The sequence below is a fragment of the Alcanivorax sp. IL2 genome (assembly GCF_047495475.1).
In the GTDB taxonomy this organism is placed as follows: domain Bacteria; phylum Pseudomonadota; class Gammaproteobacteria; order Pseudomonadales; family Alcanivoracaceae; genus Alcanivorax.
Genome location: NZ_CP179932.1, coordinates 2,930,708 through 2,949,351, shown reverse-complemented (window position 1 = coordinate 2,949,351; position 18,644 = coordinate 2,930,708). Strand labels below are relative to the sequence as shown.

Below are 18,644 nucleotides of genomic sequence, written 5' to 3'. Positions count from 1 at the left end.
ACGGCGGTGACGAACGGGCAAATCCTGCCAGTCACCGAAACCGCCCAAGGTAGCCGCCCAAAAAATTTTGCACGCATCTGGTGCAAAAAAAAGGGTCATCATGGCGCCCTGAAAACGAGCAAAAACAGCCAGATTACCCAGCCTTCCTGCTCAACTCAGCCAGCTTCTGATCCAGCATATTCAGAATATGACGGCGGCTGATCACGCCAACCACCTTGTTTGCGCTATCCACCACCGGGTAGATCTTGGGCTTGGCGTTGAGCATCTGCTGGGCCAGGTTCAGCACATCGTCTTCCAGCGACACCGTCAGCACTTCGCTCTGCATCAGGTCCTTTACCGTCGCCACGCGCTGGTTGTGATACACCACCTGCAGCGCGGCCTGCAGGCACTCGCGCTCACTGATCCAGCCCACCAGAGTGCCGGCGGCGTCGGTGACCGGGCTGCCCAGCATGTCCAGCTTGATCAGGTTGCTGGACGCTTCCACCACCGGCATCTCCGGGTGGATCGTCGCAAAACGGGTGCACATCAGGTCTTTGATGGATACAGAATCCATGGGGCTACCTCTCTTTCCCTGTCAGGGGCAACAAAACAGTTCTGCCGGCTTTTGGCCGGCCGCTGAACCTGATTACTGCGGGAACCGTGCCAACTATGGATTAGTCAGGACTCGTAGGAGCAGCGCTTGAGCCGCGAACCAAATTGGCGTGTGCCACAAACAGCAAGTGCAGGTCGAACCGGGGAGGTGCCTGTTATCTTCTATGGTCATCACTTGATAGATATAGAGATTTGCGGCATACCTTGAGATATATGCCCACTACTAACTGCATAAGGTTGAAAGAACAGGACACCCATCCATTCAGCCATTGGCAGCCTTGATTCTCCATGCATGGGTGTCCGGTAGGTTTTCGATGAATGGGTGTCCGGTAGGTTTTCGTCGATGTGGCGTGATGTCACTTGGGCGAAACCCGCCAGCGATGTTCCGCCTTGGCAACCGTATCACCCTGTTCATCGAAGATACGGGTTTCTCCCCGAACCTCGTGGCTGCTTGACCAGTCCTGCCCCCCCAGGATCGTTTCTGCAATCAGCACGCCGCGTGCCTTCTTTTGGTATTCGATATCCATGCCGGTAACGATCCAGCGCCCATTATCGGGGGTGATGCTCATCAGGGCGAGATTGCCCGTTGTCTCGGCAAGGGTAAACAGGGCGCCCGCATGAATCGAGGAGAGGTGGTTGCGGACGGCGCGTCGGTCACGCATTCGCCCGCGAGTATGGCCTGGTGCCAGAATCTCCAGCTCCGGTTTTATGCTGGCAGAGAAGGGCACCATCCAGCGCATGGCCAGCTGAATGAACTGCTTCCCGAATGGCCATTGTTCGGTTTTTTGCATGGTGCTTACCATGTTCGACATCGTATAACCCCTTGGTATGTTTAAGGCCGGGGAATCCCTCGGCATTCATTGTTCCGCTCTTTGAGGCAAGCCCTGCACCGCAAGACCGCTAACCGCTGTGGCTGGCGATGGCGGGTTCCTTGTTGGCCATCCAGGCCAGTTGTTCTTCCCAGAAAGGGTGACCACAGCTCTCACGAAAGAACCCCATATGACCGATTACCGGTCTGCCCGCCGGCTTGCGCCGCACGTCGATCTGCAGGCTCGGGTAGCTGTCATATAGTTTCCGTGTCGCCGCTTTGGGAGCAATGTGATCATCCGCGAATTCAAACGCCAGGGCGGGAAGACTCAGTTCGCTGTAGGCCTGTTTGGCATTGAGATGAAAGCGTGGGGATAACAGATAGTCTTTCTGCGAGGCCCACTCGGCCCAGTCTCTAAGCAACCGGCTAGGCATATCGGCATTGGAAAGCCCCAGTGCGCGAGCAGGGAAGGGCTCGCGCAGGCGGCCAAGTATCGGCACCAGGCAGTAATAAAAACTCAATAGTTTGAGACGATACGCGAGAGGCCCGCGGCTCCAGTAAGGGAACGATGCGCCGACAAAGATCACTGCGCTCAACTGCGCCGCGCGCTTTGCAAGACCTACCAGTTGCCCGCCAATACTGTGGCCGACCAGATAGACGGGTTGGCTGCCCGCGATCTTCGTTGCCTTGCCGATCATGGTGTCGAGATCCTGGCTGCCCCACTGTGCCAGGCGGATTACATCGGGATCCGCCTGTTGGCCAGAGAGTCCGATACCTCGATAGTTAAAACTGAGGACAGTAAAACCCTTCATGGCCATGAAATTGGCATACGCGCGATAGAACCTGGCGGGCACGCCGAGTGCGCTGGCAATCAGGATGACGCCTTGGTATGGCGCTGCCCGGTCCGCGCTGTGTTCGACATATTCCAGCGCGGTACCGTCGGGGCAATGTTCCCACCGGGAGCTAGCGGACACGGTTTCCGCCTCCTGTAAGACGTTTTGTCAGCGCCTGTATGGGCGTAATGACACGGGGAGGGCGCAGGTGCAGTTCGCCGCCACATTTTGGGCAGATGTGATCCATCTCAGCGCTACACTCCGCGCAAAAACTGCATTCGAACGAGCAAATCAGAGCCTCTCCGTCCAAAGGCAGCGGCGCGGTGCAGCGCTCACATTTTTTCTTCATCTTCAGCATGGTTGGGCCTCGCTGGGCATTCGAATGAGAGTTACATACCGACGGTATGTATGACATACTATTGGTATGTCAGTCAAATCACCCACACCAAAATTCGCGGAAGAAACACGCGATACCCTCATTCAAGAGGCTCTTGAACTGTTTGCCAGACACGGCTATGCAGGGACGTCTATTGACCGTATTGCTGAAAAAGTCAGCATGACTAAAGGCGCGGTTTACTACTATTTCAGCAGCAAGAAAGAGGTGTTAATCGCGTGTTATCAGCTCCAGGCACAGTGGGTCGCAGAGGCGGTGGGGGCGGTTCCTGAAACCGATAACCCCTGGGATGACACCTTGCTGCTTTGCGACACCTTCCTCGATTTTGTGGTGAGCAATGGACGCCACACCATGCCACTGCAAGAGGTGATTACCTTTCTTGGCTGGGAGACATGGCGTGATATTGATAGTGGCTACACGATGGGTACGCTGGCTCGCACCATCTCACGCTTACAGGACGGCGGGTGGCTCAAACCCTATCCCCGCAATCTGCTTATCAGCATGATTTATGGTGTCCTGGTTGAGGCCGCCATCAATCTGGCGTCCTCGCCGGATGACTACACCTTGCAAGATATGAAGACATTGATCGCGGACTTTCTGGGGGGGATGCGGGCATAGGGGCGTTATGACAGTACACCCCTTTTTAGCCAGTACCCAGACTGGCGCACAAGACGACATTGTGATGCATCGAGGCTCCCGGGACGGGGCGCCGCTTCAATAGCATCCTTTCCCTGCGCGCACTCTGTGGGTTGCGTTCATCGATACCCCTTTTGGCGGTGAGCAGAAATATCGGTTCCCCGTTGCGCAAATACACCCCTGGTTCAGTTGTGAAGTATCGCTATGACGGCCTCATTTGATTGTCTGTATTCCTTTCGGCGCTGCCCCTATGCCATGCGCGCCCGCCTGGGCGTGTTGTTCGCTGGGTTGCAGGTCGAGCTGCGGGAGGTGACCCTGAAAAACAAGCCCGCGCCAATGTTGGCGATAAGCCCTAAAGGGACCGTGCCTGTTTTGCGGCTTGCCGATGGGACTGTCATTGATGAAAGCCGGGACATCATGGTGTGGGCGCTAGAGCAGCAGGATCCACAGGGGCTGTTAGACGCAACGGTCCTGGATCAGGCGAATGCGCTGATTGAGCAAAACGATAATGAGTTCAAGTATTGGCTGGACCGCTATAAATACGCCGACCGCCATGTGGAGATGACTCAGGCAGAGTATCGGCAACGGGGAGAGGCCTTTCTTCAGGTTCTGGAGTCGTTGCTGAAGAGCCGCACTTACCTGCTTGGGGATGATCCGACCATCGCGGATATTGGTGTGATGCCCTTTGTCCGCCAATTCGCCCATGTCGATCGCGATGTATTTAGCCAGCTGCCTTACCCGAATCTGCAGCGGTGGTTACAGGGCTGGTTAGAGCATTCACTCTTCCTGCAAACCATGATCAAGGTGCCGGTATGGCAGGAGGGCGATGAGGTGGTGGTGTTTCCTTCTCAAGACTGTGCGTCAATCCTCTAGCAACGAGAGTGCAGCTCCGGCCCAGTGTTCACCCTGTATTTTCTTATCAAGGCTGGGGTAATCGATACCGTGCATTGTCCACCAACCAGTGGAAGATCCTGAATTGTGACTGCAGGTAGATCATGTATTCAGGGTGCCACTGAACGCCGAGGACGGGAATATTGCCGATGGGCTCAATGGCCTGGGTGATCTTGTCCAGATCCCAGCCGGTGCGGCGCAGGGGCTCGGCCGGGCGCTTTACGGCCTGATGGTGCAGGCTGTTAACGCGGAGTTTGGTTTTGCCGGTTATGTGGGCGAGTCGGGAATCGGGTTCGAGCCAGACTTGTTTGGTCGGCAGCAGCCCGGGCCGGTTGTAGGTCAGACGGCGAATATGGCGGATGTCATTGTGCAGGGTGCCGCCGAGGACGGTGTTGATCAGTTGCGCCCCGCGGCATATGCCAATCATGGGGATATCGTGTTTCAGCGCGTGCCGAATCCATTCGATTTCCAGTGTGTCTCGTTCTGGATCGAGCTTGACCCGGGCATCGACTTCACCGCCGTAATGCTCCGGGCTGATATCGTTACCGCCACCGATCACCAGGGCATCCGGTGGCGCCCCCTGCCACGGGTGATGAACCGAAATGCGTTGGGGAACCGCACCACACAGGCGTAACGCCAGCGCCGTGCACCACCAGGCCGGCGCCCAGCGGCGGTGGTTGCCGGTAACGCCTATGTGTGGTCGTCCAGCCATCGGGATATCCTTTTTCCCCAGGCACCACGATCCACACCAATCAGCGGCCTGTCCGCCGCCAGGAATTCGTCGCCCAGCTGCTGGAGCGAGGCGTCGTCGTTGGCGAGTTGTTCAACCCGGCACCAGCGTATCCAGGAGGATGCGAGGCTCCATTGCGGGTCGTCAATCTGGCAATTGGGCAATCGGTAATGAAAGGTCGGCCGTGATTTAATCTTCGCGTCATCGACAGTGGCGCGAACACGGTCAGCATCGATTTCGGCAAACAGGGGCAGCATGTCCAGCGCGCGGTTGCGGCTGGGGTTATGCTCAAGATAATCGTCGATCAGGGTATTGATATCTGGCGCTTCTCGCGTCAGCAGGACCTTGATATATGACTCCTCGAACAAGTCGATGTAAGGGCTGATCCGTCGTGCCAGGTTGACATCGTTGGCCTCCACCTGCCACCACTGCAGCAGCACGAACGCGCGCAGGTAACGGTGAATGGTGGGCGCATCCAGTGCCGGAATTTCCGTATTGATATGCACGCCGTAGGCCGCAATCAATGATTCTTCGGTACCGTTTGCGCCGGCCTCGCGCAGCGCCTCGACCAGATCGTCAAGTATATGCAGTGATGTGACGGGCAGTGGCGGGCACACCACTTCGACGGGTACCAGGAGCTCTGCCGCCTTTGACAACGGATGCAGCAGCTCATCCACGGCCTTACCCGCGTTGGCCGCCATGGTCTTGAGAAAATCCCAGTCGAGCTCGACATTGAAATCACCGTGATCGGTTTGCACACACACTTCCGCGGCGGTTTCGTCTGTCATCTTTCCGTTAAGCGTATCGCACACCACGCGGGCGGTATCGCGGAATGCAATACCGGAGAACTCAAGCTCGAAGCCCACAGTGCGGACTTTACCTGCGGTATTTTTGAGTGCATTCAGTGATTCCAACCGGGAACTGTAAGCATCCATTGATGAACGACCTCGCTGCTTGTTCAGGGGGACCTTTCCTCGAGTTGGGTTCACTGACTCGATGCGTTTTGATAACACTACGCTGCCTGCCGAGGGAACAACAACCACGAACAGCGAACATCAGGACGCCTACATCTTGGCAGGCCACCTACGGATCTATTAATGGATAGTCTGCATGAGGCGGTGTATGGCTAAGGTGAAGAAGAGCATTACGGTGACAGATCAGCAGGCTAGTTGGATCAAGGCCCAGATCAGGAACGGACATTATGGTGATGAGAGTGAAGAGGTGTGTGAGCTTATCCGTATGGAGATACGGCAGAGATCATGCGGGTGCCAGATCGTCAGGATATGATGGCAATGTATAAATCCCGCACAAAGAAAAACCCCGGCGGGTAGCCGGGGTTTTTTGTTTCCAATCCCGCCCTTGTGAGGCAGGGCCGGAAATTGGTGTGGGAGCAGGGCGGTTGTCAAAAGCGCCCTCTCCCCAAACCCCTCTCCCGCAAGCGGGAGAGGGGCTTAAGATCACACCCGCTCGATCACGGTAGCAATACCCTGACCCAGGCCGATACACATGGTGGCCAGGCCGAGCTTGCCGCCTTTCCATTCCAGTACGTTCAGCAGGGTGCCGGTGATACGCGCACCGGAGCAGCCCAGCGGGTGACCCAGGGCGATGGCGCCGCCGTTCAGGTTCACTTTCTGGTCGGCTACGTCCAGCAGCTTCAGGTCCTTCATGACGGGCAGGGACTGGGCGGCGAACGCTTCGTTCAGCTCCACGTAGTCGATGTCGTCGATGGTCAGACCCGCGCGGGCCAGGGCCTTCTGGGTGGCCGGTACGGGACCGTAACCCATGATGGCGGCGTCGCAACCAGCCACGGCCATGGAGACGATCCTGGCGCGGGGCTTGAGACCCATTGCTTCGGCCTTGGCGGCGCTCATGACCAGCATGGCGGAGGCGCCATCGGACAGGGCAGAGGAGGTACCGGCAGTCACCGTACCGTTGGCCGGGTCGAATACCGGACGCAGTTTCTGCATGTCTTCCAGGGTAGCACCGGGGCGGATCACTTCGTCGATCTCGCACAGGACCTTGTTGCCTTCCTGATCGTGACCTTCGATGGGAACGATCTCGTTCTTCCAGCGACCTTCCTGAGTGGCTTCCCAGGCCAGGCGGTGGGAACGCACACCGAATTCGTCCTGCTTCTCACGGCTGATGCCGTGCATCTTGCCCAGCATTTCCGCAGTCAGGCCCATCATGTTGGAGGCCTTGGCGGTCACTTTGGACATTTCCGGGTTCAGGTCGATGCCGTGATCCATGGCCACGTGGCCCATGTGCTCCACACCACCGATGACGAACACGTCGCCGTTGCCGGTCTGGATGGCCTGGGCGGCGGAGTGCAGGGCCTGCATGGAAGAACCGCACAGACGGTTCACGGTCTGCGCAGCGCTGGTGCGCGGTAGGCCGGCCAGCATGGAGATGTTACGGGCGATGTTCATGCCCTGTTCTTTGGTCTGGTTTACGCAGCCCCAGATCACGTCTTCGGTCTGCTGGATGTCCCAGTTGGGGTTACGCTCCATGAGCGCTTCCACCAGCAGGGCAGACAGTTTTTCGGCACGCACATTACGGAACTGGCCATTACGGCTCTTGCCCATGGGGGTACGGACCGCATCGACGATGACTACGTCATTAGGATTCAAACTCATTTCTCTAACTCCTTTCAGTCCGTGGCTTAGGCGAAGAAAGACTCGCCCTTGGCGGCCATGTCTTTGAGCATCTGCGGTGCTTCGTAGATGCCACCCAGGTGCGCGTACTTGTCACACAGCGCGACGAATTCTTTCACGCCGAGGCTGTCGATGTAGCGCAGCGGACCACCACGGAAGGGAGGGAAGCCGATGCCGTAGATCATGGCCATGTCGGCCTCGGCAGCGGAACCTACGATGTTGTCTTCCAGGCAGCGAACGGTTTCGGTGCACATGGGAATCATCATGCGGGCGATGATTTCTTCCGCATCGAATTCCTGGGTGTCGGCGACGTGGGGCTTGATCAGTTCGTAGGTCTTTTCGTCGACCACTTTCTGAGTCTTGCCTTTCTTGTCCTGCTCGTACTTGTAGAAACCAACGCCGTTCTTCTGGCCATAACGCTCGTTTTCGAACATCACGGTGGAGACGTCTTTGAAGTCGTACTGCATACGCTCGGGGAAGCCGTCTGCCATTACCTGGGCGGCGTGAACACCGGTGTCGATGCCGACCACGTCCATCAGGTAGGCGGGGCCCATGGGCCAGCCGAACTTCTGCATCACTTTATCAACGGCCTGGAAATCGGCACCGTCGCGCATCAGCATGCCGAAGCCGCCGAAGTAGGGGAACAGTACGCGGTTAACCAGGAAGCCGGGGCAGTCGTTGACCACGATGGGGGTTTTGCCCATTTTCTGGGCGTAGGCCACCAGGGTGCCAACGGTTTCGTCGGAGGTCTTCTCGCCACGGATCACTTCCACCAGCGGCATCATGTGTACCGGGTTGAAGAAGTGCATACCGGCGAAGTTTTCCGGCTTCTTCAGGGCTTCGGCCAGCTTGGTGATGGAGATGGTGGAGGTGTTGGACGCCAGGATAGTGCCGTCTTCCACTTTCTCTTCGGTTTCGGCCAGAACGGACTGCTTGATCTTCTGGTTCTCGACCACCGCTTCCACGATCACGCCAACGTTACCGAAGTCGCCGTAGTTCAGGGTGGGGCGGATGTTGGACAGCACTTTGCCCATGCCGGCCGCATCCAGTTTGCCTTTGCTGACGCGCTTGGCGAGCAGCTTGGAGGCTTCGTTCATGCCCAGGTCCAGCGCCTTGTCGGCGATGTCCTTCATGATGATGGGGGTGCCTTTCAGGGCGGACTGGAAGGCGATACCGCCACCCATGATGCCGGCGCCCAGTACGGCGGCCTGCTCAAAGCCTTTGGAGGCCTTGGCGGTTTTGCCGTTGACCTTCTTCACCTGCTGGTCTGCCAGGAACAGGCCGACCATGGCGGTGGCTTGCGGGGTCTTGGCCACTTTGGCGAAGCCTTTGGCTTCCACTTCCAGCGCCTGGTCGCGGTTCATGCCGGCGTGAGCCTGCATGGTTTTGACGGCAGCGACGGGAGCGGGGTAGTTCTTGCCAGCCTGACCCTGGACCATGGCCATGCAGGTCTGGAAGGCCATCATGTTTTCCATGGGCGGCAGCTTCAGGGGCTCGAGCTTTTCCTGACGCTTGGCGCGGAAATCGATCTTGCCGGCCAGGCACTGCTTGACCAGGTCGATGGCAGCGTCGTTGACCTTGTCGTGAGCAACCACGGCATCGGCAACACCCACTTTCAGGGCCTTGTCGGCGCGATGCTGACCGCCAGCGGCGATCCACTCAACGGCGTTGTCCACACCGATAACACGGGGCAGACGCACGGTGCCGCCGAAGCCCGGGTACAGGCCCAGCTTCACTTCCGGCAGTCCCACCTGGGCTTTTTCGCTCAGTACACGGAAGTCTGCGGCCAGGCACATTTCCAGGCCGCCACCCAGGGCGATGCCGTTAACGGCAACCACTTTGGGGATGTCCAGATCTTCAAAGGCATTGAAGACCTGGTTGGATTTCAGACACCAGCCGGCGATTTCGTCTTCCGGCAGTTTGAACATGTCTGTGAATTCGGTGATGTCGGCGCCAACGATGAAAACCGACTTGCCGGAGGTCACGACCAGGCCCTTGATGTCGCTGTTGCCTTTAATGGCATCGACGGCCTTACCGAGATCTTCCACGGTTTCCTGATTGAACTTGTTAACGGACTCGCCCTGAAGGTCAAACTTCAGTTCGGCGATGCCGTCGTCAAGCAGTTGTACGCTTACGGCGTTGCCTTGATAGATCATAGCTTCTGCTCTCCAGTCCCAAAGTACGCGGCTAACTTGGCCGCTTTGGTATTGCCCCGGTCCCCGAAAATGGGGGAGGCGGCGTCATTCATGTGAGTGTTTGCTTACATAAACAACGAAACTCGTAGGCCCGCAAGTATAGGGAAGGTGAATGACTTTTTTAGCCCCAATTTGTGACTAATTAGTCGTGGGGCCGGTGGATGGGTGGCGGTTGGTGAAAAAAACATCACTTGCGACCTGTGATAGTGCTGTTCCGGGTGCGGCGTGGCAGACTGCCTGCCTTGATGGTCAACCCCGTTCTCGTAGGAGCTATGCTTGCATGGCGAACCGTTGAGGCATGTTTCCTGTCACGTAGCTACTAACCTGAAAGCCTTTCGCCATGCGAGCATGGCTCCTACAGCGTGCGTGATAGCACCGAGCCCATACCGAGCCTTATATACCGATGCCCGTAGACAAACTCAGCCTGCCCGCCATTACCCGCCGCCCACGGCACACCCCGGATTGGCCGGATGTGCCGCCGTTGCTGGCGCGGATTCTGGCCGGGCGGGGGGTGGATGACCCGGCGCAGCTGGACCTGGCGCTCAAGCGCTTACCGCATCCGTCTTCCTTCACAGGACTGCGTGGGGCCGTGGAGCTGCTGTTACAAGGCCGATCCGACCACTGGCGTATCTGTATTGTCGGCGACTACGACGCCGATGGCGCCACCGCCACCACCCTGATGGTGCGCGGGCTGGAACTGCTGGGCTTCCCGCGCCCGGAGTTCCTGGTGCCGGATCGTTTCGAATACGGCTACGGCCTGTCGCCGGCCATCGTTGAGCTGGCCCAGCAGCAGTACCAGCCGGACCTGATAGTTACCGTGGATAACGGCATCGCCAGCGTGGATGGCGTGGCTGCTGCCCGGGCCCGGGGCATCAAGGTGCTGATCACCGATCACCACCTGCCCGGTGACACCCTGCCGGACGCCGATGCACTGGTGAACCCGCGCCTGCCGGGCTGTGAGGATTTCCCCGCCGCCAACCTGGCCGGTGTCGGTGTCGCCTTCTATTTATTGATGGATCTGCAACGGGCCCTGCGCGAGCAGGGTTTTACGCCTACGGCACCGATCACCGATCTGCTGGACCTGGTAGCGCTGGGGACGGTGGCGGATGTGGTGTCCCTGGACGATGCCAACCGGGTTCTGGTGGAGCAGGGCCTGCGCCGTATCCGCGCCGGCAAGGGCTGCCCGGGCATCCGCGCCCTGTTGCAGGTGGCCGGGCGCGACCCGAACCGGGCCCTGGCGGCGGACATGGGCTTTGCCGTGGGCCCGCGTCTGAACGCGGCGGGGCGCCTGTCGGACATGACCCACGGCATCGCCTGCCTGCTGGCGGAGACCGACGCTGAGGCTCTGGAGATGGCCCAGGAGCTGGACACCATCAACCGCGAGCGCCGCTCCATCGAGCACGGCATGCGCGATGCGGCCATGGTGGAAGTGTCGCGGCTGAACCCGGAAAACCTGCCGGCAGGGCTGTGCCTGTATGGCAAGGAATGGCACGAAGGGGTGGTGGGGATTCTCGCCTCGCGGGTGAAGGAAGCCATTCACCGGCCGGTGATCGCCTTTGCCCCGGCCCAGCAGCCCGGTACCTTGAAGGGCTCTGGCCGCTCGATCCCCGGCCTGCATCTGCGTGATGCCCTGGATGCGGTGGCCACCGCCAACCCGGGACTGCTGAGCAAGTTCGGCGGCCACGCCATGGCGGCTGGGCTGTCCCTGGAGCGAGACAAGCTGGACCAGTTCAAGGTGGCCTTTGAAAAAGCGGTCAGCGAGCTGTTGTCGCCCAAGGCACTGGAAAAGGTGGTGGAGACCGATGGCGAGCTGGATGACCACGAGCTGTCATTGAGCAATGCCGAGCTGCTCAGTCATCGCTTTCCCTGGGGGCAGGGCTTCCCGGCCCCAAGCTTCGATGGCGAGTTCGAGGTGCTCAAGCACCGCATCGTCGGCGAGCGTCACCTTAAACTGACCCTGGGCCTGCCCGGCGTCAGCGGCATCATCGATGCCATCCACTTCAATGTACCGGTGGAAACCCTGCCCAAGCGGATCAGCCGGGTGCGCGGCGTCTATCGGCTGGAAGTGAACGAATTCCGCGGCCAGCGTAACCCGCAGTTGCTGTTCGAGCATTTGATTCCGCTGTAACGCCGTCCCGTCACTACATCGCCCCTGTAGGAGCGGCGCTTGAGCCGCGAACCGGTCACCGGATAACACCGAAAATTCCGGGGGGCTTGGTGATCTCTGCGCCCTCTGTGATGTCATTGTGGTAAATCGAACTTGGGGTTCGCGGCTCAAGCGCCGCTCCTACGGGGGAGGGAGGTAGGGAGGTGTGAAAGTAGCTGTTTCGTAAAATTGTCGACAATGCTGTCGGCGGCCCGGGTTTTTGCTAGCATTGCGCCTCGCGCTCACCATCGGGCGCCTGTTTTACCAGGGTGCGGCCCAAAAGGCCGTGCCGGCATTGACTGCGCGGGGTGGCTATCGTCCACCGTCGTGTTGTGTCCTTAACGGAGGGGACTCAAATGAAGACCATACACAAGCACCGCCTGAAGGTGGTCAACGAGGTGCAGGAGCTGCGCCTGCCCGAAGAAGGCAAGGTACTGCGGGTGGATTACATCCCCCAGGAAGCGGTGATTTTCATGTGGGTGGAAGTGGACGCGGACACCGTGATCGACACCCCGAAAGAAGTGCGCACCTTCAAGGTGTTCACCACCGGTTCCGGTATTCCCAATAATGCCCGCTATATCGGTACCACCATTGATAACATGAAGGGCGAGGCTCACCACGTCTACGAGTTGAGAGACTGATCTGGCCGCGTCGTTGGCGGCACGATCCGTGACATCTTCAAAGCCGCTGTAGGAACGGAGCGTAGCGGAGTAAAGCACGCATTTCCGTGCGGCCCGAAGGGTGAGCGAAGCGAATAACTCCTCTTGAGGGACGAATCCGAGCCCTGGCGAGGAGACAGCCGATGTGGGCGTCACCTGATCCTTCTGGAGGCCCGGGTTGCTCTGCTACTCCGAACCGAATCTGGGGTAGGCTCTGCGGACGATTTCCACGCTGATGCGTGGTTCGTCCCTCAAGAGGAACTCCTACAGCGGCTTCGTTATAAACGTGCGGGCCGCGCTCCTGCGGCGAAGGCGGAGGTGCCGCCCCTCGTCAGTTAACCCGCAAACCGTTAGACTGCGCTGTTTTCCGCGTATCAATTCTGCCAAGCACTGATTCTAGAGAGACGTAATGGAAGTCAATCCGCTGCGAACCCATCTTTCCGACCTGTCTGAGCGTGTCGAAGCGCTTAGGGGGTATCTTTGACTACGATCAGAAGAGTGAACGTCTGACCGAAGTCGAGCGCGAGCTTGAAAACCCGGATGTCTGGAGCGACCCGGACTATGCCCGGGGCCTGGGCAAGGAACGCGCCCAGCTGGAGCTGGTCGTCAACACCATCAACAACGCCTCCCAGGGGGTGGAAGACACCTCCGGCCTGCTGGAGCTGGTGGTGGAAGAGGGCGATGAAGACAGCCTGCCGGAAGTAGAAAGCGAGCTGGCGCGGCTGGAGAAGATGGTGGCAGATCTGGAATTCCGCCGCATGTTCTCCGGGCAGATGGATGCCTGTAGCGCCTACCTGGATATCCAGGCCGGCTCCGGTGGCACCGAGGCCCAGGATTGGGGCGAAATGATGCTGCGCATGTACCTGCGCTGGGGCGAGGCCCACGGTTTCAAGACCGAGCTGGTGGAAGCCTCTGCCGGTGATGTGGCCGGTATCAAGTCTGCCACGGTGCGTTTTGAAGGTGAGTACGCCTACGGCTGGCTGCGTACCGAAACCGGCGTGCACCGACTGGTGCGCAAGAGCCCGTTCGATTCCGGCGGCCGCCGCCATACCTCGTTCAGCTCGGTGTTTGTGTCCCCGGAAGTGGACGACGATATCGACGTGAATATCGACGTGGGCAGCATGCGGGTGGACACCTACCGAGCCTCCGGCGCCGGTGGCCAGCACGTTAACCGAACCGATTCCGCGGTGCGCCTGACCTATGATTACACCGACGAAGGTGGCGAGAAGCACACCCTGGTGACCCAGTGCCAGAGCGGGCGAAGCCAGCACCAGAACAAGGACCAGGCCCTGAAGATGATGCAGGCCAAGGTCTATGAAGTGGAAATGCAGCGCCGCAACGCGGAAAAGCAGGTCCAGGAAAGCAACAAGTCGGATATTGGCTGGGGCAGCCAGATCCGCTCCTATGTACTGGATGATGGCCGCATCAAGGATCTGCGCACCGGCGTAGAGAGCCACAATACCCAGCAAGTATTGGACGGTGCGCTGGATCAGTTTATTGAAGCGTCCCTGAAAGCAGGATTGTAATTCCGGGAAGCGGGGACCCCTGGCGGCCCCCGCTGTATTAACAAGCAGCATCAGCCTTGCCAGCAGGCAGGCGAGAGACCGAATTAAGGTAACCCGATGGCCGACGAGCAACAGACACAGACTGATCCCCAGGAAACGTCTCAGGACGAAAACCGCCTGATCGCCGAGCGCCGCGCCAAACTGGCCGACCTGCGTGAGGCGGGCAACGCCTTCCCCAATCACTTCCGTCGCGATTTCCTGGCCGCTGACCTGCAGGCGCAGTATGGCGAGTTCAGCAAGGAAGAGCTGGCTGAGAAGAACATTCAGGTCGCTGTTGCCGGCCGTATGATGCTCGATCGCAAGGCTTTCAAGGTGCTGCAGGACATGTCCGGGCGCATTCAGGTTTATGCCTCCAAGGACGTGCAGAAAGACACCAAACACTGGGATCTGGGCGATATCGTTGGTGTGAAAGGCATCCTGTGCAAATCGGGCAAGGGTGACCTGTACGTGATGATGGATGAATACCTGCTGCTCACCAAGGCACTGCGTCCGCTGCCGGAAAAGCACAAGGGCCTCACCGATACCGAAGCTCGCTACCGTCAGCGCTACGTGGATCTGATCGTTAACGAAGAGACCCGCAAGGCCTTCCAGATCCGCTCGAAGATGGTGGCGGGTATCCGCAACTTCCTGGTAGAGAAAGACTTCGTGGAAGCGGAAACCCCCATGCTGCAGGTGATTCCTGGTGGTGCCACCGCACGGCCCTTCATTACCCACCACAACAGCCTGGACATGGACATGTACCTGCGCATCGCGCCGGAACTGTACCTCAAGCGTCTGGTGGTAGGCGGTTTCGAGAAGGTGTTCGAGATCAACCGCAACTTCCGCAACGAAGGACTTTCCACCCGTCATAATCCGGAATTCACCATGCTGGAGTTCTACCAGGCATTCGGTGATTACCACGATCTGATGAACCTGACCGAGGAAATGCTGCGCAAGCTGGCCCAGGACGTGCTGGGTACCACGGAGGTGAGTTATCAGGGTGATGTGTACGATTTTGGTAAACCCTTTACCCGGATAACGGTTTTCGATTCGATTTTGCATTTTAATCCGGATATCGACCCGGCGAAGCTGGCGGATCTGGACGGGGCCCGCGCCATCGCCGAGTCACTGGGGATTGCGCTGAAGGACGGTTACGGCCTGGGTAAGGTGCAGATCGAGATCTTCGAGAAGACGGTGGAGCACCGCCTGAAAGATCCGACCTTCATCACCGAGTACCCCACGGAAGTGTCGCCGCTGGCCCGTCGTATGGACGATAATCCGTTTGTGACCGAGCGCTTCGAGTTCTTCGTGGGTGGCCGCGAAATCGCCAACGGCTTCTCGGAGCTGAACGATGCGGAAGATCAGGCTGAACGTTTCCGTCAGCAGGTAGCGGAAAAGGATGCCGGCGATGATGAAGCCATGTTCTACGACGAGGACTATGTGATCGCGTTGGAACATGGTCTGCCGCCGACAGCCGGTGAGGGCATTGGCATCGATCGGCTGGTAATGTTGTTTACGGATTCACCGTCCATTCGGGACGTGATCCTGTTCCCGCACATGCGCCCCCAGGGGCGCTGAGGCTGAATTGGGGCACGGTTTGTGCCCCGGCTTGCGGTTAAGAAAGTGGGAGAGCGACACAACACATCCCCTCAGGGGGGAGTACCGGGCTGAATCAACAAAGGCTGACTGTGTCCATGAGTAGTGCAATTCAATACCAAGGAAGAAAAGCGCGTCGCGCCGGCAGTGAACAGCGTCGCCAGGCAATTCTCGAAGCCGCGCTGAATATTATTGTCAAAGAGGGTATCCGTGCAGTACGTCACCGGGCGGTGGCCCGTGAGGCGGAGGTGCCCCTGTCGGCAACCACCTACTACTTCAAAGATATCTCCGACCTGATCGCCGATACCTTCACCCTGTTCGCCGAACGGGCGCTCAAGGATGTCATCGAGCCGTTCAAGGAACGGGCCTTTGCCCTGTTGTCGCAATTTTCCCGTGACAGTCTTGCCGATGCGCAAGAGCGCCAGCGCCTGATCGATATGATGGGCAAAATGATGGCGGCCTTTATCGTCGACGAGCTGAATACCCGCCGTGGTCACCTGGTGGCGGAGCAGGCGTTCATGCAGGAAGCGATCATGGATAGCCGCCTGCGTGAGTTGGCGGATCTGTACCTGCACCAGCAGCTGGAAAGCCTGATGATCGCCACGGAACTGTTCGGCAGCAGCAATCCGCGCCTGGATGCGGAGCTGATTCTCATGGCGATGATGTCCATCGAACAGCGTCTGCTGGTACACCCGGAGAAAATCTCCGAGGAGTTCGTCGAGGTACGTATGTGTAACCTGCTGGACAAGTTGTTGCCCCGTGGCTGACAGCAGCGCAGAGAACGTACAACTGGAGCCTGGCTGGAAGCAGCACCTGGCCGGGGAGTTCGAACAGGACTATATGGCCCGGCTGCGGGCTTTCCTGGCCGATGAAAAGCGGGCCGGGAAAACCGTGTTTCCGCCCGGCCCGGATATCTTCAATGCCTTCAACCTGACGCCCTTCGACAAGGTGGAGGTGGTGATCCTGGGCCAGGACCCATACCACGGTCCGGATCAGGCCCATGGCCTGTGTTTTTCCGTGCAGCGAGGCGTCAAAACCCCACCGTCGCTGGTCAATATCTACAAGGAAATACATCGGGATCTGGGTATCGAGATCCCGCCCCATGGCAATCTGACTCACTGGGCGGAGCAGGGCGTGCTGCTGCTCAATGCGGTGCTTACCGTGGAGGCCGGCCAGGCCGCCTCTCACCAGAAGCAGGGCTGGGAGCAGTTCACCGACCAGGCCATCGAGCACCTGAACCGGGAAAGAGAGGGGCTGGTTTTCCTGCTTTGGGGCAGCCATGCCCAGAAGAAGGGGAAGCTGATCGACCGCAACAAGCACTGCGTACTCACCGCCCCGCACCCGTCGCCCTTGTCCGCCCACCGGGGCTTCCTCGGCTGCGGCCATTTCTCCAGGGCCAATCAGTATTTGTTGCAGCAGGGTAAGACGGCCATCGACTGGAAAATCAGTTAATAGTGAACAGTTAAGAGTGAATAGCTCGCGAGAGGTTCTTTTGTTTTTCAAAGCAAGAGGCCGCGCCCAGAATTTTGGCGCGGCCTCTTGGCTATCAACATCACTAGCCCGCGCGCTATTAACTGTTCACTATTAACTATTCACTGCTTTATGGAGTTGTCGTGTCTGACTGCGTGTTGTTTTCCGAAATCGAAACCCGCTGCGGCCGTGTGATCGCCCGGGCCACCCTGAATGCCCCCAAAGCCCTCAATGCCCTGAGCCTGGAAATGATCCAGACCCTGAGCAAGCAGATGGACGAATGGGAGCAGCGTGACGATGTGGTGGCGATCTGGCTGGACGGCGCCGGGGGCAAGGCGTTCTGTGCCGGCGGTGATATCGTGCAGATGCACAAGTCCATGGTGAAGCATGCCGGGCAGGGCAGAAATCCCTTCACGGAGCAGTACTTCGCCGAGGAATACGCCCTGGATTACCGCCTCCACACCAGCCGGATCCCGGTGGTGGTGTTTGGCGATGGCATTGTCATGGGCGGTGGCATGGGGCTGCTGCAGGGCGCGGATTTCCGTCTGGTGACACCGCGTTCGCGCATGGCCATGCCGGAAATTACCATTGGCCTGTTCCCGGATGTGGGCGGCAGCTGGTTCCTGAATCGTTTGCCGGGTCGCGCGGGGCTGTTCCTGGGCCTGACCGGTGTGCACATCAATGGCCGCGAAGCGGTGGAAATCGGCATGGCCGACCGTATGGTGGATGGCGATGCGGATAACCTGCTGGCGGCGCTGGCGGAGCAGGACTTCGCCGATGACGTCACCGACAACCGGGCCGTGCTCTATCGTCTGTTCAAGCAACAGGCCGCGGACATGAGTGAGCTGCCTCAACCGCTGATGGATCACCTGCCGCAGATTAATCGCCTCTGCGACGGCGAGAGCCTGCCGGTGGTGGTGGAGCAGCTGCTGACTGCCAAGGATCGCGATGCCTGGCTGGACAAGGCGCTGGGTAACCTGGAGCGCGGCTGCCCGCAAACCGCGCACCTGGTGTGGGAGCAGCTGGCCCGTTCCACCTATTTGTCCCTGGCCGATATTTTCCGCATGGAATGGTGTCTGGCGGTACAGTGCTCTCTGCACGGCGACTTCCGCGAAGGGGTACGCGCCTTGCTCATCGACAAGGACGGTAACCCCGGCTTCCGTCACCGCAGCGTCAATGATGTTCCTAGAGAATACATTGAGGGTTTCTTCGAGTGCCCGGCGCCAAAGCACCCGTTAGAGGCAATTGATAGTTGATAATAGATAATTGATAACGGCGCGAGCCGGGCTTTCATGGTTCGTAAAGCAAAGAGGCCGCGTCCGCTGTTTGGGCGCGGCTTCTTGCGTTTGTGGCCACTGCCACGACCAAGCTGCAGGCTATTCACTGCTCACTAATGACTAGACCCCTTCGCCCTCATTGCTGTGAATTTTTTATAAATGCCTTGTTTATTGTGTGGGTTTGGTAAAAAATCAGCCCGCAAACAATATGCAATAAATCACA

At 58.8% G+C, this 18,644-nt stretch carries 17 protein-coding genes; 9 read left to right on the top strand and 8 right to left on the bottom strand.

The window, feature by feature from the left end; translation table 11 throughout:
- Positions 1–133 precede the first annotated feature (133 nt).
- The 4 genes from ACMG4N_RS13605 to ACMG4N_RS13590 form a co-directional block, all read right to left on the bottom strand.
- Complete coding sequence (locus ACMG4N_RS13605) at positions 134–553, bottom strand: CBS domain-containing protein (RefSeq protein WP_297768766.1); 420 nt, start codon at positions 551–553, stop codon at positions 134–136.
- 394 nt (positions 554–947) lie between these two features.
- Complete coding sequence (locus tag ACMG4N_RS13600) at positions 948–1,382, bottom strand: DUF4442 domain-containing protein (RefSeq protein WP_297768769.1); 435 nt, start codon at positions 1,380–1,382, stop codon at positions 948–950.
- A 109-nt stretch (positions 1,383–1,491) separates the two neighbouring features.
- Positions 1,492–2,373 (bottom strand): alpha/beta fold hydrolase, encoded by an 882-nt coding sequence (locus ACMG4N_RS13595; protein WP_297768773.1) that lies wholly within the window; start codon positions 2,371–2,373, stop codon positions 1,492–1,494.
- Complete coding sequence (locus ACMG4N_RS13590) at positions 2,363–2,581, bottom strand: DUF1272 domain-containing protein (RefSeq protein WP_297769439.1); 219 nt, start codon at positions 2,579–2,581, stop codon at positions 2,363–2,365. Before ACMG4N_RS13590 ends, ACMG4N_RS13595 begins: the two co-directional genes overlap by 11 nt.
- 75 nt (positions 2,582–2,656) lie before the next feature.
- Here ACMG4N_RS13590 and ACMG4N_RS13585 point away from each other — a divergent pair, with 75 nt between their 5' ends.
- Together ACMG4N_RS13585 and ACMG4N_RS13580 are read left to right on the top strand one after the other, a co-directional pair.
- A complete protein-coding gene (locus ACMG4N_RS13585; protein WP_297768775.1) occupies positions 2,657–3,244 on the top strand; it encodes a TetR/AcrR family transcriptional regulator in 588 nt (195 codons plus the stop codon).
- Between the two features lie 222 nt (positions 3,245–3,466).
- Positions 3,467–4,135, top strand: a complete 669-nt coding sequence (locus ACMG4N_RS13580; protein WP_297768777.1) for a glutathione S-transferase — start codon at positions 3,467–3,469, stop codon at positions 4,133–4,135.
- 46 nt (positions 4,136–4,181) lie between these two features.
- Here ACMG4N_RS13580 and ACMG4N_RS13575 read toward each other — a convergent pair whose 3' ends face one another.
- The 4 genes from ACMG4N_RS13575 to fadB form a co-directional block, all read right to left on the bottom strand.
- On the bottom strand, positions 4,182–4,865 hold the full coding sequence (locus ACMG4N_RS13575; RefSeq protein WP_297768782.1) for a gamma-glutamyl-gamma-aminobutyrate hydrolase family protein: 684 nt from the start codon (positions 4,863–4,865) through the stop codon (positions 4,182–4,184).
- Positions 4,844–5,818 (bottom strand): amidoligase family protein, encoded by a 975-nt coding sequence (locus ACMG4N_RS13570; RefSeq protein WP_297768785.1) that lies wholly within the window; start codon positions 5,816–5,818, stop codon positions 4,844–4,846. Before ACMG4N_RS13570 ends, ACMG4N_RS13575 begins: the two co-directional genes overlap by 22 nt.
- Before the next feature lie 522 nt (positions 5,819–6,340).
- The gene (gene fadA / locus ACMG4N_RS13565; RefSeq protein WP_297768787.1) at positions 6,341–7,516 is read right to left on the bottom strand and encodes an acetyl-CoA C-acyltransferase FadA; all 1,176 of its coding nucleotides are present in this window, start codon (positions 7,514–7,516) and stop codon (positions 6,341–6,343) included.
- Between the two features lie 26 nt (positions 7,517–7,542).
- A complete protein-coding gene (gene fadB / locus ACMG4N_RS13560; RefSeq protein ID WP_297768790.1) occupies positions 7,543–9,690 on the bottom strand; it encodes a fatty acid oxidation complex subunit alpha FadB in 2,148 nt (715 codons plus the stop codon).
- Between the two features lie 442 nt (positions 9,691–10,132).
- Here fadB and recJ point away from each other — a divergent pair, with 442 nt between their 5' ends.
- From recJ to ACMG4N_RS13525, 7 genes are all read left to right on the top strand, one after another.
- Positions 10,133–11,857 (top strand): single-stranded-DNA-specific exonuclease RecJ, encoded by a 1,725-nt coding sequence (gene recJ / locus ACMG4N_RS13555; RefSeq protein ID WP_297768793.1) that lies wholly within the window; start codon positions 10,133–10,135, stop codon positions 11,855–11,857.
- 374 nt (positions 11,858–12,231) lie between these two features.
- Positions 12,232–12,516 carry a hypothetical protein gene (locus ACMG4N_RS13550; RefSeq protein ID WP_035247581.1) on the top strand — a complete coding sequence of 95 codons (285 nt, stop codon included), beginning with the start codon at positions 12,232–12,234 and terminating at the stop codon, positions 12,514–12,516.
- A gap of 427 nt (positions 12,517–12,943) precedes the next feature.
- Positions 12,944–14,060, top strand: a protein-coding gene (prfB, locus tag ACMG4N_RS13545) for a peptide chain release factor 2 (RefSeq protein ID WP_297768802.1) whose coding sequence is annotated in 2 segments (ribosomal slippage) — positions 12,944–13,015 and positions 13,017–14,060 — 1,116 coding nt in all. Because the reading frame shifts where the segments join, the coding sequence is not laid out codon by codon here.
- A gap of 96 nt (positions 14,061–14,156) precedes the next feature.
- Positions 14,157–15,656, top strand: coding sequence for a lysine--tRNA ligase (gene lysS / locus ACMG4N_RS13540; RefSeq protein WP_297768805.1), 1,500 nt, complete (start codon positions 14,157–14,159; stop codon positions 15,654–15,656).
- Between the two features lie 116 nt (positions 15,657–15,772).
- The gene (locus ACMG4N_RS13535; RefSeq protein ID WP_297768809.1) at positions 15,773–16,441 is read left to right on the top strand and encodes a TetR/AcrR family transcriptional regulator; all 669 of its coding nucleotides are present in this window, start codon (positions 15,773–15,775) and stop codon (positions 16,439–16,441) included.
- Positions 16,434–17,126 carry a uracil-DNA glycosylase gene (gene ung, locus ACMG4N_RS13530; RefSeq protein WP_414432067.1) on the top strand — a complete coding sequence of 231 codons (693 nt, stop codon included), beginning with the start codon at positions 16,434–16,436 and terminating at the stop codon, positions 17,124–17,126. The genes ACMG4N_RS13535 and ung overlap by 8 nt, the downstream gene beginning before the upstream one ends.
- 161 nt (positions 17,127–17,287) lie before the next feature.
- Positions 17,288–18,400, top strand: coding sequence for an enoyl-CoA hydratase/isomerase family protein (locus ACMG4N_RS13525; RefSeq protein WP_297768812.1), 1,113 nt, complete (start codon positions 17,288–17,290; stop codon positions 18,398–18,400).
- Positions 18,401–18,644 lie beyond the last annotated feature (244 nt).